This window comes from Actinomadura rifamycini DSM 43936 (assembly GCF_000425065.1).
Taxonomy (GTDB): Bacteria; Actinomycetota; Actinomycetes; order Streptosporangiales; family Streptosporangiaceae; genus Spirillospora; species Spirillospora rifamycini.
The window spans coordinates 508,995-529,658 of sequence record NZ_KE384300.1; the positions used below are offsets into that span (position 1 = coordinate 508,995).

At 75.8% G+C, this 20,664-nt stretch carries 21 protein-coding genes; 10 read left to right on the forward strand and 11 right to left on the reverse strand.

What is annotated here, in order from left to right:
* Positions 1–15: 15 nt before the first annotated feature.
* Positions 16–657 (reverse strand): hypothetical protein, encoded by a 642-nt coding sequence (locus tag H505_RS0135775; RefSeq protein ID WP_026405787.1) that lies wholly within the window; start codon positions 655–657, stop codon positions 16–18.
* A 138-nt stretch (positions 658–795) separates the two neighbouring features.
* On the opposite strand from H505_RS0135775, the gene H505_RS0135780 reads away from it, so the two are divergent.
* From H505_RS0135780 to H505_RS0135795, 4 genes are all read left to right on the forward strand, one after another.
* Entirely contained in the window at positions 796–1,680 is an 885-nt protein-coding gene (locus H505_RS0135780) for an AAA family ATPase (RefSeq protein WP_026405788.1), read from the forward strand.
* Position 1,681: 1 nt separating this feature from the next.
* Entirely contained in the window at positions 1,682–2,809 is a 1,128-nt protein-coding gene (locus H505_RS0135785; protein ID WP_026405789.1) for a vWA domain-containing protein, read from the forward strand.
* Between the two features lie 246 nt (positions 2,810–3,055).
* Positions 3,056–4,186, forward strand: a complete 1,131-nt coding sequence (locus H505_RS0135790) for an XdhC family protein (RefSeq protein WP_026405790.1) — start codon at positions 3,056–3,058, stop codon at positions 4,184–4,186.
* A complete protein-coding gene (locus tag H505_RS0135795; protein WP_026405791.1) occupies positions 4,176–4,763 on the forward strand; it encodes a nucleotidyltransferase family protein in 588 nt (195 codons plus the stop codon). Before H505_RS0135790 ends, H505_RS0135795 begins: the two co-directional genes overlap by 11 nt.
* Here the strand turns inward: H505_RS0135795 and H505_RS0135800 are convergent.
* The 4 genes from H505_RS0135800 to H505_RS0135815 form a co-directional block, all read right to left on the reverse strand.
* Positions 4,741–5,199 (reverse strand): MarR family winged helix-turn-helix transcriptional regulator, encoded by a 459-nt coding sequence (locus H505_RS0135800; RefSeq protein ID WP_026405792.1) that lies wholly within the window; start codon positions 5,197–5,199, stop codon positions 4,741–4,743. The two genes, H505_RS0135795 and H505_RS0135800, sit on opposite strands and share 23 nt — an antisense overlap.
* Positions 5,200–5,239: 40 nt before the next feature.
* Complete coding sequence (locus H505_RS0135805; protein WP_026405793.1) at positions 5,240–6,457, reverse strand: DUF6986 family protein; 1,218 nt, start codon at positions 6,455–6,457, stop codon at positions 5,240–5,242.
* The gene (locus tag H505_RS0135810; protein WP_026405794.1) at positions 6,454–7,359 is read right to left on the reverse strand and encodes an aldose 1-epimerase family protein; all 906 of its coding nucleotides are present in this window, start codon (positions 7,357–7,359) and stop codon (positions 6,454–6,456) included. The genes H505_RS0135805 and H505_RS0135810 overlap by 4 nt, the downstream gene beginning before the upstream one ends.
* A 69-nt stretch (positions 7,360–7,428) precedes the next feature.
* Positions 7,429–8,370, reverse strand: a complete 942-nt coding sequence (locus H505_RS0135815) for an oxamate carbamoyltransferase subunit AllH family protein (protein WP_026405795.1) — start codon at positions 8,368–8,370, stop codon at positions 7,429–7,431.
* A gap of 220 nt (positions 8,371–8,590) precedes the next feature.
* Between H505_RS0135815 and H505_RS0135820 the strand changes: the two genes are divergently transcribed.
* Positions 8,591–10,333 (forward strand): PucR family transcriptional regulator, encoded by a 1,743-nt coding sequence (locus H505_RS0135820; RefSeq protein WP_034521347.1) that lies wholly within the window; start codon positions 8,591–8,593, stop codon positions 10,331–10,333.
* Positions 10,334–10,474: 141 nt separating this feature from the next.
* Positions 10,475–11,920 (forward strand): uracil-xanthine permease family protein, encoded by a 1,446-nt coding sequence (locus H505_RS46545; protein ID WP_034521350.1) that lies wholly within the window; start codon positions 10,475–10,477, stop codon positions 11,918–11,920.
* 121 nt (positions 11,921–12,041) lie between these two features.
* Here H505_RS46545 and H505_RS0135830 read toward each other — a convergent pair whose 3' ends face one another.
* From H505_RS0135830 to H505_RS0135850, 5 genes are all read right to left on the reverse strand, one after another.
* Entirely contained in the window at positions 12,042–12,881 is an 840-nt protein-coding gene (locus H505_RS0135830) for a polysaccharide deacetylase family protein (protein WP_026405797.1), read from the reverse strand.
* A 223-nt stretch (positions 12,882–13,104) separates the two neighbouring features.
* Positions 13,105–13,950 (reverse strand): ABC transporter permease, encoded by an 846-nt coding sequence (locus H505_RS0135835; RefSeq protein ID WP_233617937.1) that lies wholly within the window; start codon positions 13,948–13,950, stop codon positions 13,105–13,107.
* Entirely contained in the window at positions 13,929–14,846 is a 918-nt protein-coding gene (locus tag H505_RS46550; RefSeq protein ID WP_051301528.1) for an ABC transporter ATP-binding protein, read from the reverse strand. Before H505_RS46550 ends, H505_RS0135835 begins: the two co-directional genes overlap by 22 nt.
* Before the next feature lie 99 nt (positions 14,847–14,945).
* A complete protein-coding gene (locus H505_RS0135845) occupies positions 14,946–15,320 on the reverse strand; it encodes an FKBP-type peptidyl-prolyl cis-trans isomerase (RefSeq protein WP_026405799.1) in 375 nt (124 codons plus the stop codon).
* A gap of 43 nt (positions 15,321–15,363) precedes the next feature.
* Entirely contained in the window at positions 15,364–15,945 is a 582-nt protein-coding gene (locus tag H505_RS0135850; protein ID WP_026405800.1) for a uridine kinase family protein, read from the reverse strand.
* Positions 15,946–15,994: 49 nt separating this feature from the next.
* Here H505_RS0135850 and H505_RS0135855 point away from each other — a divergent pair, with 49 nt between their 5' ends.
* Positions 15,995–17,389 carry an acyl-CoA synthetase gene (locus H505_RS0135855; RefSeq protein ID WP_026405801.1) on the forward strand — a complete coding sequence of 465 codons (1,395 nt, stop codon included), beginning with the start codon at positions 15,995–15,997 and terminating at the stop codon, positions 17,387–17,389.
* 25 nt (positions 17,390–17,414) lie between these two features.
* Here H505_RS0135855 and H505_RS0135860 read toward each other — a convergent pair whose 3' ends face one another.
* On the reverse strand, positions 17,415–17,990 hold the full coding sequence (locus H505_RS0135860) for a TetR/AcrR family transcriptional regulator (RefSeq protein ID WP_026405802.1): 576 nt from the start codon (positions 17,988–17,990) through the stop codon (positions 17,415–17,417).
* Between the two features lie 89 nt (positions 17,991–18,079).
* On the opposite strand from H505_RS0135860, the gene H505_RS0135865 reads away from it, so the two are divergent.
* From H505_RS0135865 to H505_RS46555, 3 genes are all read left to right on the forward strand, one after another.
* On the forward strand, positions 18,080–18,739 hold the full coding sequence (locus H505_RS0135865) for an NAD(P)-dependent oxidoreductase (RefSeq protein WP_026405803.1): 660 nt from the start codon (positions 18,080–18,082) through the stop codon (positions 18,737–18,739).
* A 130-nt stretch (positions 18,740–18,869) separates the two neighbouring features.
* On the forward strand, positions 18,870–19,817 hold the full coding sequence (locus tag H505_RS0135870; protein ID WP_026405804.1) for an ABC transporter ATP-binding protein: 948 nt from the start codon (positions 18,870–18,872) through the stop codon (positions 19,815–19,817).
* Positions 19,814–20,653 (forward strand): ABC transporter permease, encoded by an 840-nt coding sequence (locus tag H505_RS46555; protein ID WP_051301530.1) that lies wholly within the window; start codon positions 19,814–19,816, stop codon positions 20,651–20,653. The genes H505_RS0135870 and H505_RS46555 overlap by 4 nt, the downstream gene beginning before the upstream one ends.
* The last annotated feature ends 11 nt before the right edge of the window (positions 20,654–20,664 follow it).

The following is a 20,664-nucleotide window of genomic DNA, read 5'->3' on the forward strand; positions in this document are numbered from 1 at the left end:
CCGCCGCGGAAGGCGTCAGGCGGCCGTGGCGAGCGTGAAGGCCCCGGCGATCAGCAGGGCGGCCGCCCAGAGGCGGTCCAGGTCCCACCACGTGCGCTTCAGGATCGCCGAGCCGACGAGGTCGTAGACGAGCACCGCGACGACGCCCGCGACGGCGAACATCGCGAGCGTGTGCACGCCCGTCACGAAGATCCCCGCCGACAGCGCGCCGCCGGACGCGTCCGCGAGCCCATGGTGGTGGTGGCCCGCGGCGGGTGCCGCCGACGGGGCGAGCAGCGGCACCAGCATCAGCCCCGCGCCGTGCGCGGACGACATCACGAAGGACCAGCCCGCGAGCTGCCACAGCCCCACCGGGGCGGGGGCGCGGTGCGCCGCGCGGCGCCCGAGCAGCAGCCACGCCCCGAAGCCGACCAGCACGAGCCCGCCGCCCGCGGCCAGCGCGCGGGCGGGGACGACCGCGCCGAGCAGCGCGACGGCGACCGCGACGGCGCCGATGGACGCCGCGTGCCCCGCGGCGATCGCGGGCAGCGCCTGCACCACGAGCGGGCGGCTGCGCTCCTGCAGGCCGCGCGTCACCGCGAACAGCCAGCCCATCGCCGGGTTCAGCCCGTGGAACGCGCCGAGCGCCACGAGCGCGGCGAGCGAACCGTCGCGCATGCCCGTCCCTCTCCGTGCACCGTCCGTCGCGGTCAGCGTCCGACGGGGGGCGCGGGTTGTCCACCGGCGCGGAGGTGACAGTCGGGAAACCGCCCGCGCGCTCTGGGCGGGCGCGGTCACGGTGTATAGCCTGGCGATGTGGTGGCGGACACGGTGCCGGGCGGGGCGGTCGCCTCGCCGGCGGAGCTGGCGGGCCTGCTGGACCGGCACGACTACCTCTGCGACGAGGGGCTCGCCACGGCGTGCTTCCTCGCGCTGCGGATGGGGCGGCCGCTGTTCCTGGAGGGCGAGGCCGGGGTCGGCAAGACCGAGCTGGCCAAGACGCTCGCGCGGGCGCTGCGCGCGCCGCTGATCCGGCTGCAGTGCTACGAGGGGCTCGACGCGTCGCAGGCGCTGTACGACTGGGACTTCCCGCGCCAGATCCTGCACCTGCGGGCCGCCGAGGCCGCCGGGACGGCCGACGCCGCCCGGCTCGAGGGCGAGCTGTACGACCGCCGGTTCCTGCTGGCCCGCCCGCTGCTCCGCGCCCTGGAGACGACCCCGAGCGTCCTGCTGGTGGACGAACTGGACCGCGCGGACGACGAGTTCGAGGCGTTCCTCCTCGAGATCCTCAGCGACTTCACGATCACCGTGCCCGAGCTCGGGACGATCCGCGCCGAGCGCCCGCCGGTCGTGGTCGTCACGTCGAACCGCACCCGCGAGGTGCACGACGCGCTGAAGCGCCGCTGCCTCTACCACTGGCTCGAGCATCCGCCGTTCGAGCGGGAGGTCGCGATCATCCGGCGGCGGCTGCCGGACGCGACCGCGCACCTGGCGGGGCAGGTCGCGGACGCCGCGCGGCGGCTGCGCGGCGGCGGGCTGCTGAAGCCGCCGGGCGTCGCCGAGACCATCGACTGGACCGAGGCGCTGCTCGCCCTCGGCGCCCGCGAGCTCGATCCGGACGCGGCGGCGGTGACGCTCGGCGCCGTCCTGAAGTACCGCGAGGACCAGGAGCGCGGCGGCGCGCTGCTGGCCGGGGGCTGACATGGCCGGTGCCGACAGGGCGGGCACGGACGTGACCGGGACGCTCGCCGGGTTCGCCCGGACGCTCCGCGCGGCGGGGGGCGCCGCCGACCCCGCACGCCTCCAGGCGATGGTCGCGGCGCTGCGGCACCTCGACGTCCTCGACCCGTCCGACGTGTACTGGGCGGGACGCCTCACGCTGTGCGCGGGCCCGGACGACCTGCCCCGCTACGACCGCGCGTTCGCCGCGTACTTCTCCGGCGAGGCGCCCCGCCCGCCGCGCCGCCCCCCGGTGGCCGTGCGCCCCGCGCCGGTACCGGTGCCGGAGGCGGGCGGCGGCGACGCCGGGGACGCCCGGTCGGTCACCGCGAGCCCCGCCGAGGTGCTGCGGGACCGGGACGTGGCGCGGCTCGGGCCCGCCGAACGCGCCGAGGTCGCTCGCCTGATCGCGCTGCTGGACGCGGGCGCCGAGCTCCGCCGCTCGCGCCGGTTCGCGCCCGCGCCCGCCGGGCGGCCGGACCCGCCCCGGACCGTCCGCGAGACGCTCCGGCGCGGCGGCGAGACGGCGCTGCTGCGCCGCCGCGCGCCCCGCCCGCGCCCCCGCCGGCTCGTGCTGCTCGTCGACGTCAGCGGCTCGATGGCCCCGTACGCGGACGCGCTGCTGCGGTTCGCGCACGCCGCGGTGCGGTCCGGCGGCCGGACGGCGGAGGCGTTCACCGCCGGGACGCGCCTCACCCGCGTCACCCGGGAGCTGGCCGCCCGCGACCCGGACGCGGCGCTGGCGGCGGCGTCCGCGGCGATCCCCGACTGGAGCGGCGGCACCCGCCTCGGCGAGGAGCTGCGCGAGTTCCTCGACCGGTTCGGGCATCCCGGCATGGCCCGCGGCGCGATCGTCGTCATCGCGTCCGACGGCTGGGAGCGCGGCGACGCGGCCCTGCTCGGCGGGCAGATGGCCCGCCTGCACCGGCTCGCGCACCGGGTGATCTGGGCGAACCCGCACCAGGCCCGCCCCGGGTACGAGCCCCTCACCGCGGGGATGGCCGCGGCGCTCCCGCACGTCGACGCCTTCACGTCCGGGCACAGCCTCGCCGCCCTGGAGCACCTGGCCCGCCTCGTCGCGGGCACCGGAAGGACGGCCCCCCATGCCTGACGGCCCCCACCGCACCCGCAGCCGCCCGGCGGCAGAAGGCCGCGCCCCCGACCGCGCGGGCCGGCCGAACGCCGCACCCCCGCGCCGCCCGTTGCGCCATGCGGGGTTCGGGCGTGCCTGCCGGTGCGTGCGGGGAGCGACCTTTTTCGGTGCAGGGCGCGGTGGTGCCGGGTTGGCGGGGAAGATGGCGTGCGATGAGTGAAGTGCCGGACGACGTGGGTGGGGCCGTCGGGAGCGGAGGCGGTCATGCGTGACGTGCTCGGGGACGTGGGCGGGTGGTTCGCCGCCGGGGAGACGTTCGGGCTGGCGACCGTGGTGCGGACGTTCCGCAGCGCGCCGCGCCCGGCGGGGGCCGCGATGGCGGTGTCGGCGGGCGGGGAGGCGGCCGGCAGCGTGTCCGGCGGGTGCGTCGAGGGCGCGGTGTACGAGGTGGCGCGGGAGGTGCTGGCGTCCGGCGAGGCGGTGGTGCGGCGGTACGGGGTGAGCGACGACGACGCGTTCGCCGTCGGGCTGACGTGCGGCGGGATCCTGGACGTGCTGGTGGAGCCCGTCGGCCCGGAGTCGTTCCCCGAGTTCGGCGAGGTCGCCGCGGCCGTCGGGAAGGGCGATCCGGTCGCGGTCGCGACGGTCGTCGGGGGTCCCGGCCGGGTCGGCGCGCGGCGGGTGGTGTGGCCGGACCGGGCGTCCGGGACGCTCGCGCCCGGCGCGGCGCACGCGGCGCGGCTGGACGCGGCGGTCGACGACGACGCGCGGGGGATGCTCGCGCAGGGCGTCACGGGGGTGCGGCGGTACGGGCGGGAGGGGGAGCGGCGGCTGGACGAGCTGGAGGTGTTCGTGCACGCGTTCGCGCCGCCGCCCCGGCTGCTGGTGTTCGGGGCGATCGACTTCGCGGCGGCCGTCGCGCGGATCGGCCGGTTCCTCGGGTACCGGGTGACGGTGTGCGACGCGCGTCCGGTGTTCGCGACGCCGAAGCGGTTCCCGGACGCCGACGAGGTGGTCGTCCGGTGGCCGCACCGGTATCTGGCGGAGGAGCCGGTCGACGAGCGGACGGCGATCTGCGTGCTGACGCACGACCCGAAGTTCGACGTGCCGCTGCTGGAGATCGCGCTGCGCACGGAGGCCGGGTACGTGGGCGCGATGGGGTCGCGCCGGACCCACGACGACCGGCTGGCGCGGCTCCGGGAGGCGGGGCTCGGCGAGGACGAGCTGGCCCGGCTGCGGTCGCCGATCGGGCTGGACCTCGGCGCGCGGACGCCGGAGGAGACGGCGGTGTCGATCGCGGCGGAGCTGGTGCAGCTCCGCTGGGGCGGGTCGGGGCGGCCGCTGACCGAGACCGGGGGCCGGATCCACGGCGCGGAGCCGCCCGATGCCGGGTGAGGCGCCCCCGGCCGGGCTGCTGCTCGCGGCGGGGGCGGGCCGCCGGTTCGGCCGTCCGAAGGCGCTGCTGGAGCTGGACGGCGAGCGGCTCGTCGACCGGGGCGTGCGGATGCTGCGGGCGGCGGGCTGCGCGCCGGTGCTCGTGGTGTCGGGGGCCGCGGCCGTGGAGGCGGTCGGCGCGGTCGTGGTGCCGAACCCGGACTGGCGGGAGGGCATGGGGTCGTCGCTGCGCGCGGGGCTGGGCGCGCTGCCGCCCGGCTGCCCGGCGGTGGTCGTCGCGCTCGTCGACCAGCCGGGGGTGACGGCCGCGGCGGTCCGGCGGCTGATCGCCGCGTACCGGGACGGCGCGCGGATCGCGGTGGCGACCTACGGCGGCGCGCCGCGCAACCCCGTCCTGCTGGCGGGCGAGCACGTCGCGGCGGCGGCCGGGTCGGCGGTGGGCGACCGGGGCGCGCGGGCGTTCCTGCGCTCCCGGCCGGACCTGGTGACGCCCGTGCCGTGCGACGGCGTCGCGGTGCCCGACGACATCGACACCCCCGCCGACCTGGATGCCTTCACCCGTCGCGGGCCTCGGTGAGCGCGCGCTCGTAGGTCAGCAGGGTGTCGATGAACATCCGGCGCTCCGCGGGGGAGAGGGGTTCCAGGGCGGTGCGCCAGGCGCCCGCGCTGCGCCCCAGCCAGTCGTTGATCGCCGGGAGGTGCCGGGGGGTGACGGCGACGATGGCGCGGCGCCGGTCGGCGGGGTCCGTGCGGCGCTCCAGGATGCCCTGCCGGCCGAGGTCGCCGACCATGAGGCTGACCGTCGCGGGCGCGACCTCCAGCCGCCGCGCGAGCTCGTTGACGCCTAGCGGCCCGTCGAGCAGCAGGTAGGCGAGCAGCGACAGGTGCCGCGGCGCCAGGTCGAAGCCGGCGAGCTCGGGCGGCGGCTTGATGCGCTTGGCGGTCCCGACCAGGCGCGGCATGAGCAGCAGCATCGTGCGGACGCCCGCGTCCACGCTGTCCTCGGTCGGCATGCCTACGCTTCCAGACGGCTTTCGGTGCGGGGTCGGCGGGTCACGAGAGGGGCGGGACGTCGGACTCGTCGAGCGCGCCGCAGTCCACGGCGCGGCGCAGCCGGTCGGTGAGCGCCTCGATCGTCGCCGGCTCGTCCAGCACGCCGCCCTCGCCGCCGGACCGTTCCCGCCATGCCCGTACCCGCGCGATGACGTCGTCCACGCCCGTCAGGTGGTAGCCGTACACGACGGCGTAGCGGCTGGGCAGGTGCGCCGGGTGCAGGTCCCAGCCCTGGTGGAACCCGTGCCGCAGCGAGTGCCGGACGTGCGCGGCGTGCGCCGCCCAGGCGGCGTTGACCTCGTCGGGGCCCTCGTCGCGCGGGACGGTGTTGGTGGAGCCGTCCGACAGCCGCACCCCGGACCCCGCGAACCCGACCTGCATGACGTGCCGCGCGAAGTCGCAGGCCGGGTGGTCGAGCCGCTGCTCCTCCGGCGGGAGGCCGATGGCGGCGGTGTAGTCGTACACGCCGAAGTGCGCGCCGGTCAGCCGTCCCCCGGCGGCCCGCACGAGCGCGGGCGCCGCGACCCGCCCGTCCGCGTCGAAGACCGATTCGGGGGTCTCCACCTGGATCTCGAACCGCAGGATGCCGGCGGGCAGCCCGAGGGACGTCTCCAGCAGGTCCAGGTACTCGGTGAACAGCGCGACGTGCTCGGCGGACAGCACCTTCGGGAACGTGATCGTGAACCCGCCGGGCAGCCGGCCGAGCCGGTCCCGCAGCGCGGTGAGGAAGCCGTCCAGCGTCCGCATGGCCCGCTCGTGGCCGCCGTCGGCGAACGACCTGACCCGCAGCCCCCAGTAGTGGGGGAGCCCCTTCACCTCGTACGCGGCGGCCACGGCCTCGACGGCCTGGGCGACGTGCGCGTCCTCCTCGGCGTCGGGGCGGACGCCGTAGCCGTCCTCGAAGTCGATCCGGACGTCCTCGACCGGTTCGGCGGCCAGCTTGGCCGCGACCCGCTCGCGGACCCGCCCGGCCAGCTCCGGGTCGAGGCCGAACGCCGCCCCGAACGACCCGTCGCCCGGGGTGTGGGTGTTGAGCAGCCGCAGCGCCTCCGCGCCGAAGTCGGCGGGCGTCGAGGCGGCGAACCGGTCGGCCGGGACGTACACCGTGTGCACCGGCCGGCGGCCGTCGGCGCCGCCGGGCAGGCGCTCGCGGTGCGCGTCGCGGACGGCGGCGATGCGGGCGGACAGGTCGTCGAGCGAGGCAACGCTGAGATTCACCCCGCCATGATCCCCCAAGATCCGCTGATTGTGGCGCCGGGCGCGAGATCGATCAGCCCCTCGCCGGAGGCGAACGCGTTCGGCGGGCAGGTCATCGGCTCGACGCCCAGCCCGGTGCGCGGCTCCGGCGCCTCGTCGGCGGTGTAGACCTGCATCCAGGGGTGCGCCTCGTCGGACCACAGCCGCACGGACCGGCCGCCGCCGCTGAGCGTCGCCCAGCAGCGGCCCGACTCGTCCCGGTCGAGCTCCGTGTACACGTTGTCGATCTTCCGGTCGCCGAGGACGGGCCCGTCCCGCAGGTCCCAGCGGGTGCCCGTGACGTCCGCGGCGGGCCCGGACGGGATCATCCGGTCGTCCACCGGGACGTACCGGGCCGCGCCGAGCGTCGCGGTGCAGCGGTCGAGCGGTTCGCCGACCGTGAGGTACGGGTGGGCGCCGTGCCCGTACGGGGCGGCGGCGCTCCCCGCGTTGCGGGCGCTCATCCGGACGGTCAGGCCCGTGTGCGCGTCGAGGGCGTACTCGGCCTCGAGGTCGAGGCGGAACGGGTAGCCGGCCGAGCCGAGCAGCCGGTGCGCCAGCCGCACCCGGTGCGGCCCGTGCTCGGCGGCCGTCCAGGACGCCCACCGGACGAGCCCGTGGATCGCGCAGTCGTTCTCCGGCTCGGACAGGTCCAGCCGGTACTCCTTCCCGCCGTACTCGTAGCGGCCCCGGTCGACGCGGTTCGGCCACGGGACCAGCAGGCTGCCGAACGCCGCCGGGGCCGGCTCGTCCGCGCCGTGGGCCAGGACCAGCGGCCGTCCGTCGCAGGTCAGCTCGCGCAGGGTCGCGCCCGACTCGGTGACGACGGCCCGGTACGGCCCGGCGGCGAGCGCGTACTGCGCCCCGGTGATCATTTCGGTCATACCCGGACGTTACCCCAGCGCATGGGCCCGCACACGGCGCCGGACGCGCCGCCCGTCCACCGGCGCGGCTCAGCCGGCGCGGCACATCCAGCGGGGGCCGGTCAGCGCGACCGCCGCGCGGCAGCCGGCGAGCAGCCCGTGCGCCAGGTCGGTGCCGGAGGTGTGCCCCACGGCCAGCAGCCGCCGCACCGCCGGGCCCGGCGGCTCGGCCCCGGCCGCGCAGCGCAGCACCGCGCCGACCTCCGCGCCCGCGGCGCCCGCCGCCGCGCAGTGCAGCAGCGTCGCGGCGAGCGCGGTGGTGCGGGTGCCGGCGTCCGCGGTGACGGCGGCGCCCAGCCAGTCCGCCAGCCACACCGCGCGCCCGCCGGGGCGGACGGCGCCGCCCGCGTGCCGCAGCGCCACGAGCAGGCCGCACAGGACGTCGTCCCCGCTCGGGGTGAGGCCCGGCCCGAGCCCGACGATCCGCTCGGCGGCCTCCACCGCGCCCGCGAGGTCCCCGGCGGCGCAGCGGTCGGCGAGCAGGCCCGGATCGGGGTGGCCGGCCAGCCCGCCGCCGGCCATCCCGGCGTCCTCGCACGCGGCCTCCACGGCCCGCAGGTTCCGGGCGAGCGCGGCGGGATGGAGCGGCCCGAGGACGGGCGCGGGATCCCACTCGCGGCGCACCCGCACCGCGAACCCGCCGGTCTCGAACCGCCCGTCCCCGACGACCGCGTCGGCGCCCTCGCGCACCGCGCGGAACGGGTGGTCGCGGCGCGCCGCCGGGACGACCACGGCGTTCGGCATGCGGGCGGCGTCGGAGGCGACCACGGCCAGCACCCGCGGCTCCGGGCCGCCGCGCACCTCCGCGTACACGGCCGCCGGGAACACGGCGATGACGCGTGCGGGCCGGCGCGGCCCGTCCAGCAGCGGCCGCAGCGCCAGGCTCGCGGCGCCCGACCGGGGCGGGCGGGCGCCGGGCCGGGCGGGGAGCGGCGCGGACGGCGATGCGGGATCGCGGACGAGCGGGGTCACGGAACCTCCCGAGGCCGGTTGACGGGTGCCGCCGCGTCGTCGTCGACGGGGCGGCCCGGACTCTGCCGCGACGGTAGATCGCCGCTCGCGCGGGCCGTATGGACAAAGGTGCCAAGGCTTCTTGTCATTGTTCGCCTTTGTTGTCAGTGTTGATCAGGTACCGGTAGCGATCACGCCTTAACGGGCGATGTACGCACCAAAAGGCGAGGTGACCCCTGGCATGAGTTACATCAGCGCGGACCCGGGCCCACCGGCCCTGCGGCTCGCCAGCACCGGAACCCTGACCTACGGCCTGTCGGTCGGCGAGGTCCTCGGCGTCAGCACCCTGAACGGCGCCCGCCTCATCGCCGGCCGGGCCGGCCTCGACCGCGTCGTCCAGCGACTCAACGTGATGGAGGTCCCCGACGTCCTGTCGTGGGTCAAACCGAACGAGCTGCTCCTCACCACCGGATACCCGCTGCGCCACACCCCCGAGTCCTTCGACAACCTGATCGCCGACCTGGACGAGCGCGGCCTGGCGGCGCTCGCGATCAAGCTCGGCCGCTACCTGGACGCGCCGCCGCCGGAGATGGTCGCGCAGGCCGACCGGCGCGGCTTCCCGCTGATCCTGCTCCCGCCCGACGTCGGCTTCGACGACATCCTCAACCAGGTGCTGACCGACATCCTGAACCGGCAGGCGGCCGTGCTCGCGCGCACCGAGGAGGTGCACCGCGCGCTCGTCCAGATCGTGCTGTGCGGCGGCGGGCTGCAGGAGGTGGTCGACGAGGTCGCGTCGCTGCTGGACGTCGCGGTGGTCGTGCTGGACGGCGAGCAGCGCGTCCTCGCGGGCGCCGGGCCGGACGAGGACGTCGCCGCGATGCGGGCGTTCGACGCGGGCCGGCACGCCGCCTGCGGCCGCGGCGGCTGCGGCATCACCGGCGCGCACGGCACCGCCGACCACCTGGTCGTGCCCGTGATGGCGGGCGGCTTCGACCACGGCCGCATCGTCGCGTTCAGCCCCGGCGGCGCGCTGCGCGGCACCGACCTCGGCATCCTCGAACGCGCCGCGACCGTCACCGCGCTCGTGGTGACCAAGCAGCAGGCGGTCGCGGCGGTGGAGAGCAAGTACCGGGCCGACTTCCTGCGCGACGTCCTCGCGGGCCGCGCGGGCGACGACGACCGGATCATCGCGCACTGCGACGGCTTCGGCTGGGACCTCGACCGTCCCATGATGGTCGTGGTCGCCGAACTGGACGGGCGCGCCCGCGGCGGGGGCGGCGGGGGAGCGGGCGCGGAACCGGACGGCGGGGCGCGCGGCGGCCGCGGCGCCGACGAGCGGTCCGCGCAGGAGCGGCTCGCCGCGGCCTGGACGGCCGCCGCGCGGCGGCACGACCGCGGCGCGGCGGTCGTGAGCTTCGCCCACGAGGTCGTCGCGATCGTCGGCGGGGACGGCGACGGCTCCGCCGAGCTGCCGTCCGCGCCGGTGCAGACGATGATCAAAGAGGCGGCGGCGGTGTTCGCCGAGCACATGTCGGTGCGGCGGACGTTCTCCTCCGGCGTCAGCCGCACCGTGGGGTCCCCGGCCGCGCTGCCCGAGGCGTACGAGCAGGCCGTCAAGGCCGTCCGGGTGGGGCGGCAGCTCCACGGACCCGGGGCGCGCGCGCACTTCGACCAGCTCGGCGTGTACCGGCTGCTGAGCCTGGTGTCGGACCCGGAGGAGCTCCACGCGTTCGTCCGCGAGACCCTCGGCGACCTGGCGTCCGACGCCGAGCCCGAGCTGGTGGACCTGCGCCGCACCCTCCAGGTGCTGCTGGAGACCAACCTCAACGTCGCCGAGACGGCCCGCCGGCTCCACTTCCACTACAACACGCTGCGCTACCGCATCGGCAAGCTGGAGCGGATGCTCGGCGCGTTCACCGAGGACGCCCATCTCCGGCTCAACCTCACCCTCGCCCTTCACGTACTGCGCATGCGCGGTATCTGAGGGTAGCGGCAGTGCCCGGCGGACGTCCGGGGCCGCGCCGAACGCGCGCCCCCGGGCGGCCCCCGGTCCGTTCGCGCGGCCTCCCACCTGGTAGATCTACCCTGCCGCACGGCGCGGCGACGCAGGACCGGGAGGGACCCGATGAAGATCGGCTGGAAGCTGCACGGCGACGGGCGGACGCCCCCGCCGGGCGAGATCGTCCGTCCGGACGAGCGGCTGTCGTGGCCGCGCACCGCCGGGATCGGCGCCCAGCACGTGGTGGCGATGTTCGGGGCGACCTTCGTGTTCCCCGTGCTGATGGGCCTCGACCCGAACCTCGCGATCATGATGTCGGGGTTCGCGACGATCCTGTTCCTGCTGATCGTCCGCGGGAAGGTGCCGAGCTACCTCGGCAGCAGCGCCTCGTTCGTCGGCGTGGCCGCGGCGATCCGGGCGGGCGGCGGCGACAGCGCCACCGTGACCGGCGCGATCCTCGTCACCGGCGCCGTGCTCCTGATCGTCGGCGTGGTCGTCCACCTGCTGGGCGGCGACCTCATCCACCGGATCTTCCCGCCCGCCGTCACCGGCGCGGTCGTCATGCTGATCGGCTTCAACCTCGCGCCGGTCGTCGCCGACACCTACTGGCCGCAGGACCAGTGGGTCGCCCTCGCCACGCTGTGCTTCGCCGTCCTGTGCACGGTGCTGCTGCGCGGCTTCTGGTCGCGGATCGCGATCCTGCTCGCGCTCGTGTTCGGGTTCGCCCTCTCCTGGCTGCTGGACGTCCTCGCCGGGCCGGTCACCTCCGTGCTGCCGGGGCAGAACCTGCTGGACGCGGCGGGCCGCGCCTGCGCGTCCGAGGGCCCGTACTGCGTCGCCGCCCCGTTCGCGCACGACCGCGTCGACTTCTCCGCCGTGTCGTCCGCGGACTGGTTCGGGCTCCCGCAGCTGCACGGGCCCGACTTCAAGACGTCCGCGATCCTGCTCGCGCTGCCGCCGGTCATCGCGCTGATCGCGGAGAACACCGGGCACGTCAAGGCGGTGTCGGCGATGACCGGCGACGACCTGAACCCGGTGCTCGGCCGCGCCCTCGCCGCCGACGGCGTCGGCACCACGCTCGCGTCCGCGGTCGGCGGCGCGCCCACCACCACCTACGCCGAGAACATCGGCGTGATGGCCGCCACCCGCATCTACTCCACCGCCGCGTACTACGTCGCGGCGCTCGTGGCGATCCTGTTCGGGCTCTGCCCCAAGTTCGGCGCGCTGGTCGCCGCCACCCCCGGCGGCGTGCTCGGCGGCATCACGGTCGTCCTCTACGGCATGATCGGCCTGCTCGGCGCGAAGATCTGGGTCGAGAACCGCGTCGACTTCGGCGATCCGGTGAACCTCGTCCCGGTCGCGGCCGGCCTCATCCTCGCCATCGGGAACGTGACGCTGAACATCACCGACGACTTCCCCCTGGAGGGCATCGCGCTCGGCACCGTCGCGGTCCTCGTCGGGTACCACGCGCTGAACGCCGTCCGGCGGCCGGACGGCACGGGCGGCGGGATGATCGCGCCGGACGAGACCGAGATCGGCGGCCCGGTGCGCCGCCGTCCCGGCATGGAGTAGCGGGTCCGTGCCGGCGGGGCTGCTCGGGGAGCGGGGGACTCAACCCCGCCGGCGGGACGACGATAGAACGCGCCGCGCGGCCCGCGGCCCGTAACCGGAAATCCTCCGGATACGTCGGGATTCAGGACCCGCCCTGGTCGGGCGCGTTGCCGCCGAGCGACCGCGGCAGGTAGTTCTCCAGCGCCGCGGGCCGGAACCCGGCTTTCCTGATCTTGTCGAGGAACGCCTTGAACTGGCCCGCGAGCCCCTCGCGGAAGTGCATGAGGATGATGTCGCCGGGCTTGAACCCGTCGCCGCCGTCCCCCCGCGCGAACCCGTTGAAGCCCACGCCGGGCCCGGACGTCCCGTTGTAGTACTCGGCGGACCACAGGAGGAACGACTTCACGCCGCAGTCCTTCGACACCCGCCGGGTGGTCTCGTTGTAGCTGCCGAACGGCGGCCGGAACAGCGTCGGGCGCCGCCCGTACTGCTTCTGGATCGCGTCGGACGCCTCGCAGATCTCCTTCTTCTGCGCGTCCGGCCCGAGCGTCGCCATGTTCGGGTGCCCGACCGTGTGGTTCTCCATCGGCGACCCCGCCCGCTTCAGAGCCCAGAAGTACTGGCCGTGCCCGTCGATGTAGCGGGACGTCAGGAACGTCATGATCGGAACCTTCTCCTTCCGGACGAGGTTCACGAACTCGGCGTCGTAGACGTAGCCGTCGTCGATCGTCAGGAACACGACCTTCTCCGCCGTGTCGATGCTGTTGATCACCGGGGGCAGGCCGTCCGGCGCGGGCTTCGGCGGCGTCCACGAGCCGGGCTCGGGCGCCGGGAAGGTCCGGTCGGCGAGCGCCGCGGCGAGCCGCGACCGCGTCGACGGCCCGGACTCGCCGGACTGCGCGCGCACCACGGGCCAGCCGCCCGCCGTCACGCCGAGCACTCCGGCGGCGACCATCGCGATCACGGGCGTCTTCCCACGCATCGGCCGCGTTCTCCGTTCATCGAGCTGGATCCGGGGGTCCGTCGGCGCGCCCGCGCGGCCCAGCTCCCGGTGTCCGGGGCGGCGCGCGGCGAAACCGACGGGACATATCTGATCATGCCCGGACGCGCGACGCCGTAATTGCCCGATCTTCGGCGTGTATTCGACTGTCACCCGCGGGAAAGGAGACCGGCGGCGAAGCGCGCGGGAGGGGGCGGGTGGGCGGTCAGGCGTCGCGGTGTTCGAAGAGGAGGAAGGCGGCGGCGAGGAGGACCGCCGTGTAGATCGCGAACACGCCGAGGCCGAACCAGGGGGCGAGCAGGCCGGTCTGGTCGGCGGGGGAGAGGATCGCGCTCCCCGCGTTGGACGGCAGGTACTCGTTGACGGTCTCGCCCCACGAACCCGGCAGGAAGCCGCCCGCGATGCCGAGGACGAACAGGAGCACGAACACCAGCACGACCGACCCCGCCGTGTGCCGCAGCAGCGTGCCGAGGGCCAGCGCCATGACCGCGATCAGCGCTAGCCAGAGGCCGCCGCCGACGACCGCCCGCAGGATGCCGGGGTCGCCCAGCGAGCCGTCCAGGCCCTTCGCGGCGAGGACGGGCTGCGCGACGAGGAACGACGCGAACGTCACCGCGACGCCGACGACGAGCACGACCAGGGCGAGCACGAGCGTCTTGGCCGCGAGGTAGTGGGCGCGGCGGGGCACGGAGGTCAGCGCGGTCCGGATCATCCCGGTGGAGTACTCGGCCGTGATCACCAGCACGCCGAGCGCGCCGAACACCACCATCGCGAAGTAGAACGCGACCTGGATCGGCGTCATCGGCGTGAACGTGGCCCGCTCGGTGTCGCTCATCTGGTCGTAGGTCGTGCTGAACGCCAGCGCCCACAGCGCCGAGAAGCCGATGAGGACGACGGCCCCCGCGAGCAGCGTCCAGAACGTCGACTTCACCGTGCGGATCTTCGTCCACTCCGCGGCCAGGACGTGCCCGAACCGGACCCGGCGGGCGTCCCGGGAGGGCGCGGCGGGCGCGGGCGCGGGCGCGGCCGTCACGTCGGCGCCCCCGTCCACGCGTGGTACTCGACGGCGTCGCCGGTCAGCCGCATGAACGCCTCCTCCAGCGACGGCCGGACCAGGGCCAGCTCGTGCACCCGCAGCGCGTGGTCGGCGGCGAGGTCGCCGACCTCCGCCGCCGTCGCGCCGTGCACCAGCAGCGACCCGTCCGGCCCGTCCTCGAACCGCCGCCCGCCGGACGCCAGCAGCCGCGCGAGCTCGCCGAGCTGCGGCGACCGGACCCGGACGTGCCCGGCGGCGTTCTGGTCGATGAACTCCCGCATCCCGGTGTCGGCGAGGATCCGGCCGCGGCCGATCACCAGGAGGTGGTCGGCGGTGAGCGCCATCTCCGACATCAGGTGGCTCGACACGAACACCGTCCGGCCCTCCCGCGCGAGCCGCCGCATCAGCGTCCGGATCCACCGGATGCCCTCCGGGTCGAGGCCGTTCGCGGGCTCGTCGAACATCAGCACGCCCGGGTCGCCGAGCAGCGCGCCCGCGATGCCGAGCCGCTGCTCCATCCCGAGCGAGAACCCCCGGACGGGCCGCCGCGCGACGTCCCCCAGCCCGACCAGCTCCAGGACCTCGTCCACGCGCCGCCGCGGGATGCCGTTGCTCTGCGCGAGGCAGCGCAGGTGGTTGTAGGCGCTGCGGCCGCCGTGCACCGCCGTCGCGTCCAGCAGGGCCCCGATCTCGCGCAGCGGCGCGCCGAGCGAGCGGTAGTGGACGCCGTTCACCGTGACGTCCCCGGCCGTGGGGCGGTCGAGCCCGAGGACCATCCGCATCGTCGTCGACTTGCCCGCGCCGTTCGGCCCGAGGAATCCGGTGACGCGGCCGGGCACGACGGTGAACGAGGCGTCGCGGACGGCGGTGGTGGTCCCGTACCGCTTCGTCAGCCCCCGCGCCTCGATCACTCCGGGCTGATACCGAACCGTCCGGCCCCGGAAACGGCGACGGCGGGCACCCGGGGTGTTTTTCACCCGCGGATTGCCCGCCGTTTTACTCCCGCGGGGTCAGCTCACCGCCACGAGGTCCACCACGAAGATCAGCGTCTCGCCCGGCTTGATGGCCGGGCTGGGGCTGCGGTCGCCGTAGGCGAGGTGCGGGGGGATGACGAGCTTGCGGCGGCCGCCGACCTTCATGCCGGGGATGCCCATGTCCCAGCCCTTGATCATGCGGCCGGCGCCGAGCTCGAAGTCCAGCGTGGAGCCGCGGTTCCAGGACGCGTCGAACTCCTCGCCGGTGGACCACGACACCCCGACGTAGTGCATCGACACCTGCGAGCCCTTCACGGCCTCCGGGCCGTCGCCCACGCTGATGTCGGTGATGTCGAGCATCGAGGGCGGCTGACCCTCGGGGAAGTCGATCTCGGGGCGTTCCAGCGCCATGAACGGGCTCCAGCCTGTCGTCCGTCGGATGAAAGGGATCAGCCTACCGGCGGGCGCGGAGCCGGTGGGCGAGGTCGGTTCCGTCGAGCCGCAGGTCGGCCCGGTGCCGGGTGCCGTCCGCGGCGAAGTGGGCCGCCTCGCGCACGGACCAGCCGTCCCACGCGTCCGCGAACGCCGGCCCGTCCCGGTCGAGGACGCGGGAGCGGCGCAGCGCGCGCGGCGCCTCGATCCACACCCGGTAGGCGGCGGGCGACCCGGCCCACGCCGCGCCGACCCCCTCGGCCAGCAGGACGGGCGCGGGCGGGATCTCCTCGGGCGGCCCGTACGCCTCGCGGTGCCAGTGGAAGCGGCGCAGGACGGCCGGGCGGCCCTCCCGCAGCGGCGCCAGCACCGCCCGCTCGAACGGCTCCCACCAGGTCAGCGGGTCGGCGTCCCACGGCACGCGGAAGTCGTCGGACCGGACGACCGGGGCGCCCGCCAGCACCGCGGCCAGCCGTCCCGCGAACGTCGACTTGCCCGCGCCGCTCGGCCCGTCGACCGCGACGATCCGCACCGGCCCGCAGGACGGCGGCAGCGCCAGCAGGCGCGCGGCGAGCGCCGGGTAGGTGGTCGCGGTCTCCGGCATGGACGGCATACTTCCAAATGCTCATCCGACGACCGGAAGGGGGCGGGGGATGGACCTGCTCGGGGAAGCGGGCGGCCCGGTGCGCGTGGCGGGGCGGGAGCTGGCGCGGGACGAGCTGCTGCGCCGGGCGTCGGCCGTCGCCGCCCGGATCGGCGGGGCGGACGCGGTCGCGGTGCACGCCACCGCGTCCCTGGAGACGGTCGTGGCCGTCGTCGGCGGGCTCCTCGCGGGCGTCCCGGTGGTGCCGGTGCCGCCCGACTCGGGCCCGGACGAGCGGGCCCACATCCTCGGCGACTCCGGCGCCGCGCTGCTGCTCGGCGCGCGCGGCACCGCGGTCCTCGACGGGGAGCCGCCGCTGGTGCCGGTCGACGACCTGCCGCCGGGCGACGCCGGACCCGGCGGGCCCGCGCCGGACGCGACCGCCCTGATCCTCTACACCAGCGGGACGACGGGCGCGCCGAAGGGCGTGCTGATCTCCCGCGGCGCGATCGCCGCGGGCCTCGACGCGCTCGCCGGCGCGTGGGCGTGGACCCCCGACGACGTCCTCGTGCACGGGCTGCCGCTGTTCCACGTGCACGGCCTGGTCCTGGGTGTCCTCGGCGCCCTGCGCGTCGGGTCGCCGCTCGTCCACACCGGGCGGCCGACGCCCGAGGCGTACGCGGCGGCCGCGCGGGACGACGGCGGCAGCCTGTTCTTCGGCGTCCCGACGGTCTGGTCGCGGACGGCCGCGGACGCGGCGGCGGCGGAGGCGCTGCGCGGCGCGCGGCTGCTGGTGTCCGGGAGCGCGCCCCTGCCGGTGCCCGTCTTCGAGCGGCTCGAGGGCCTCACCGGGCACCGTCCGGTCGAGCGGTACGGCATGACGGAGACCCTCATCACCGTCAGCGCGCGCGCCGACGGCGAACGGCACCCGGGGTACGTGGGCACGCCGCTGCCCGGTGTGGAGACCCGGCTGCGGGCCGAGGACGGCGCGGACGTCCCGGCCGACGGCGAGACGCCCGGTGAGCTGCACGTCCGCGCGCCGCTGCTGTTCAAGGGGTACCTCAACCGGCCCGAGGCGACCGCCGCGGCGTTCACCGCCGACGGCTGGTTCCGCACGGGCGACATCGCCGTCATCGCCCCGGACGGGCGGCACCGCATCGTCGGCCGCGCCTCCACCGACCTGATCAAGAGCGGCGGCTACCGGATCGGCGCGGGCGAGGTGGAGAACGCGCTGCTGGCGCACCCCGCGGTGCGGGAGGCGGCCGTCGTCGGCACCCCGCACGACGATCTGGGCGAGCAGGTCACCGCCTACGTCGTCGCGGACGGCGTGGACGAGCGCGGGCTGATCGACTTCGTCGCCGGGCGGCTGTCGGCGCACAAGCGGCCCCGCGCCGTCCACCTGGTCGGCGGGCTGCCGCGCAACGCGATGGGCAAGGTGGTGAAGACCCGGCTCGGCGGGCACTGACGCCCCGGAAGGTCAGGGGAGCAGGTCAGGGGAGCAGGGACGGGAGCAGGGGGCGCACGAGGTCGCGGGCGTCCGACTCGGGCGGGTCGGCCGCCGCGGCGCCCTCGGCGAAGTAGCGCAGGAAGCCCTGCTGGAAGCACGCGCCGAGCAGCAGCGCGGCGGCCGCGGCGGTGTCGGCGTCCGCGGCGACCCGGCCGAGGCCGCGTTCGGCGTCGAGGTACTCGGCGAGCTGGCGGACGGGCACGTGCGGGCCCGCCCCGTACTTGCGCAGCGACTCGCGGGTCGCGGCCATCAGCGGCGGCTGCGCGACCATGGACGCCATCATCGGGAACGCGCGCCGGTAGAACCGCAGCCCGTTGTGCGCCACGGCCACGAGGTTCGACTCGACGGTGCCGAGGCCGGGCTCGCCCGTGACCGTGAACGCGGGCATGCGCTCCTTCAGGACCAGCATCATGAGCTCGTCCTTGTCGCGGAAGTGCTTGTAGAGCAGCGCCTCGGAGTACCCGGCCGCCCGGGCGATCTCCTTGGTGGTGGCGCGGGCGACGCCGCGCTCGCGCATCACGTCGGCCGCCGCGTCCAGGATCCGCTCCCGTGCGCTCATCCGGCTCCCTCCGCTTGACAGGTGAGTGAATGCTAACCCAATCTAGGGGTGAGTAAAGATTCACTCACCCTCTTCCACCAGGAGGAACCATGCGACTCACGGTCTTCGGGGCGACCGGCGGCACCGGACTGCAGGTCGTCCGCCGGGCCCTCATCAAGGACCACCGCGTCACCGCGGTCGTGCGCGACCCGTCCCGGCTGCCCGCCGACCTGCGCGACCGCGCCGGCGACGGCGCGGCCCTGGAGGTCGTCCGCGCCGACGTCATGGACCCCGGCGCCATCGAGGACGCGGTGAAGGGGAGCGACGCCGTCGTCACCGCCATCGGCACCCGCGAGGGCCGCACCCCCACCACCGTCTGCGAGGACAGCACGCGCAGCATCACCGCCGCGATGGCGGCCGTCGGGGAGCGGCGGTTCCTCATGGTCAGCGCGTCCGGGTTCGCCAACGGACCCGGCGACGACCCGCTCACCCGGTACGTCGTCAAGCCGATGCTGCTGAAGCCGATGCTCAAGCACGCCTTCGCCGACATGGCCCGCGCCGAGGACGTCGTCCGCGCCTCCGGCCTCGACTGGACGATCGTCCGGCCGCCGCGGCTCACCGACGGCGACGGCAAGGGGCGCTACCGGGCCGCGGTGGACCGCAACGTCCTCGGCGGCTTCACCCTCGCCCGCGCCGACCTCGCCCTCGCGCTGCTGGACCACGCCGCCGACCCGTCCGCGATCGGGCACGTCGTCAGCGTCGGCGGCTGACGGCCCCCGCGGCGGCCCCCGGCCGACCAGGGCGGATGACAACCGTCATACCGATCGGCTGACAACCGCCGGGCGAAGCGGTGATAGCCGCTTCTACCGGCGGGGCCGCGCTCCCCGCGACGCTGGGGGCATGCATCCGAACCAGGTGATCCACGTCGACGGGCTGCGCCAGCGGTACGGCGACCACGAGGCCGTCTCCGGCGTCTCGTTCGAAGTCGGGGAGGGGGAGCTGTTCGCGCTCCTCGGCACCAACGGCGCCGGCAAGACCACCACCATGGAGACCCTCGAGGGGTTCCGCCCGGCGCACGCGGGCACCGTCCGGGTCCTCGGCCGCGACCCGCACCGCGAGCGCCGCGCCGTCCGCCCGCAGATCGGGATCATGCTCCAGGAGGGCGGCTTCTTCAACGACCTCACGGTCGCCGAGACCACCGCCCACTGGCGCGGGTTCACGCCCCGCGCGCGGCCCGCCGCCGAGGTGCTCGCGCTCGTCGGGCTGCAGGACCGGGCGGGCGTGAAGGTCCGGCAGCTGTCCGGCGGGCAGAAGCGCCGCCTCGACCTCGCGCTCGCGCTCCTCGCCCGTCCCCGCGTCCTGTTCCTGGACGAGCCCACCACCGGCATGGACCCCGAGGCCCGGCACGCCACCTGGCGGACCGTCCGGGACCTGGTGCGGGACGGCACCACCGTGCTGCTCACCACGCACTACCTGGAGGAGGCCGAGCAGCTCGCCGACCGGCTGGCGATCATGCACCGGGGAGCGATCGAGCAGACCGGCACCGTCGCCGAGGTCGTCGCCGGCCACGGCGACCGCATCAGCTTCCAGGTGCCCGAGCGGCTGCGGGTCCGCGAGCTGCCGCTGCTCGGCGGCGCCGCCGCGGACATCGCCGTGGACGGCGGCCGCGCCACCGCCACCTACACCGTGCGCGGCGACGGCATGCAGGCCGGCCTGTACGAGCTGCTGCGCTGGGCGGACGCCGGCGGCATCGCGCTCGACGGACTGCAGGCGCGCAGCGCGTCCCTCGAGGACGTCTTCCTCCGCACCGCCACCGCCGCCGCGACCCCCGAAGGAGCCTCCCGATGACCCTCGCCGCCCCCCGCCGGCCCCGGTTCGCCCCGCCCGCGGTGTCGCCCCGGTCCCTGGCGCGCGTCGCGCGGTTCGACGCCGTCCTGCTCTACCGCAACCGCACCGCGCTGTTCACCGTCTTCGGCCTGCCCGTGATGTTCATCGCGATGCTGGTCCCGATGAGCGGCCAGGAGATCGACGGTGTGGACGGCGCGCTGCTGCAGGGCACCGGCCACCTCGCGTTCTTCCTCATCTTCGCGGTCTTCATGAACCTGGTGAACGTGTTCACCGCCCGCCGCGAGGACCTCACCCTCAAGCGGCTGCGCGGCACCGCGCTGTCCGACGCCGAGATCCGCGGCGGCAGCGTCCTCACCGCGACCGCGGCGTACGCGGCGCAGGCGCTGCTGCTGCTCGTCGTGCTCGGCGCGGCGTTCGGCGGCCGGTTCCCCGCCGACCCGCTGCTGCTCCTCGTCGGCCTCGCAGGCGGAGTGACCGTCTTCGCCCTGCTGGCCTTCGCGGTCTCCGGGCTCACCCCGAACGCCGAACTCGCCCAGCTCACCGTCCTGCCGATCATGTTCGGGTGCATGGCGGGCGGCGGCGTGATGTTCCCGCTGGACGCGCTCCCCGACGCCCTGGCCGCTGCCTGCCGCTGGCTGCCGCTGACCCCGGTCGTCGAGATCACCCGGACCGCCTACTTCGGGCAGGACTTCGCGGGCGCCTCCGAGCACGCCGCGGTCGGCTTCGCCGGCGGATGGGCCGCGTGCCTCCAGTCCTTCGCCGCGCTCGCCGTCTGGGCCGCGCTCGGCGCCGAGGCGGCCAAGCGCTGGTTCCGCTGGGAGCCGCGCCGCGGTTGAGCGGCGGATAC

Excerpts from the sequence above, each read along its gene's own strand:
- H505_RS46545 (WP_034521350.1), top strand. The coding sequence starts at position 10,475 with ATGAAGATCGGCTGGAAGCTGCACGGCGACGGGCGGACGCCCCCGCCG.
- H505_RS0135830 (WP_026405797.1), bottom strand. The coding sequence starts at position 12,881 with ATGCGTGGGAAGACGCCCGTGATCGCGATGGTCGCCGCCGGAGTGCTC.
- H505_RS46555 (WP_051301530.1), top strand. The coding sequence starts at position 19,814 with ATGACCCTCGCCGCCCCCCGCCGGCCCCGGTTCGCCCCGCCCGCGGTG.
- H505_RS0135790 (WP_026405790.1), top strand. The coding sequence starts at position 3,056 with ATGCGTGACGTGCTCGGGGACGTGGGCGGGTGGTTCGCCGCCGGGGAG.
- H505_RS0135785 (WP_026405789.1), top strand. The coding sequence starts at position 1,682 with ATGGCCGGTGCCGACAGGGCGGGCACGGACGTGACCGGGACGCTCGCC.
- H505_RS0135775 (WP_026405787.1), bottom strand. The coding sequence starts at position 657 with ATGCGCGACGGTTCGCTCGCCGCGCTCGTGGCGCTCGGCGCGTTCCAC.
- H505_RS0135850 (WP_026405800.1), bottom strand. The coding sequence starts at position 15,945 with ATGCCGGAGACCGCGACCACCTACCCGGCGCTCGCCGCGCGCCTGCTG.
- H505_RS0135800 (WP_026405792.1), bottom strand. The coding sequence starts at position 5,199 with ATGCCGACCGAGGACAGCGTGGACGCGGGCGTCCGCACGATGCTGCTG.
- H505_RS0135810 (WP_026405794.1), bottom strand. The coding sequence starts at position 7,359 with ATGACCGAAATGATCACCGGGGCGCAGTACGCGCTCGCCGCCGGGCCG.
- H505_RS0135865 (WP_026405803.1), top strand. The coding sequence starts at position 18,080 with ATGCGACTCACGGTCTTCGGGGCGACCGGCGGCACCGGACTGCAGGTC.
- H505_RS0135855 (WP_026405801.1), top strand. The coding sequence starts at position 15,995 with ATGGACCTGCTCGGGGAAGCGGGCGGCCCGGTGCGCGTGGCGGGGCGG.
- H505_RS0135870 (WP_026405804.1), top strand. The coding sequence starts at position 18,870 with ATGCATCCGAACCAGGTGATCCACGTCGACGGGCTGCGCCAGCGGTAC.
- H505_RS0135860 (WP_026405802.1), bottom strand. The coding sequence starts at position 17,990 with ATGAGCGCACGGGAGCGGATCCTGGACGCGGCGGCCGACGTGATGCGC.
- H505_RS0135845 (WP_026405799.1), bottom strand. The coding sequence starts at position 15,320 with ATGGCGCTGGAACGCCCCGAGATCGACTTCCCCGAGGGTCAGCCGCCC.
- H505_RS0135795 (WP_026405791.1), top strand. The coding sequence starts at position 4,176 with ATGCCGGGTGAGGCGCCCCCGGCCGGGCTGCTGCTCGCGGCGGGGGCG.
- H505_RS0135820 (WP_034521347.1), top strand. The coding sequence starts at position 8,591 with ATGAGTTACATCAGCGCGGACCCGGGCCCACCGGCCCTGCGGCTCGCC.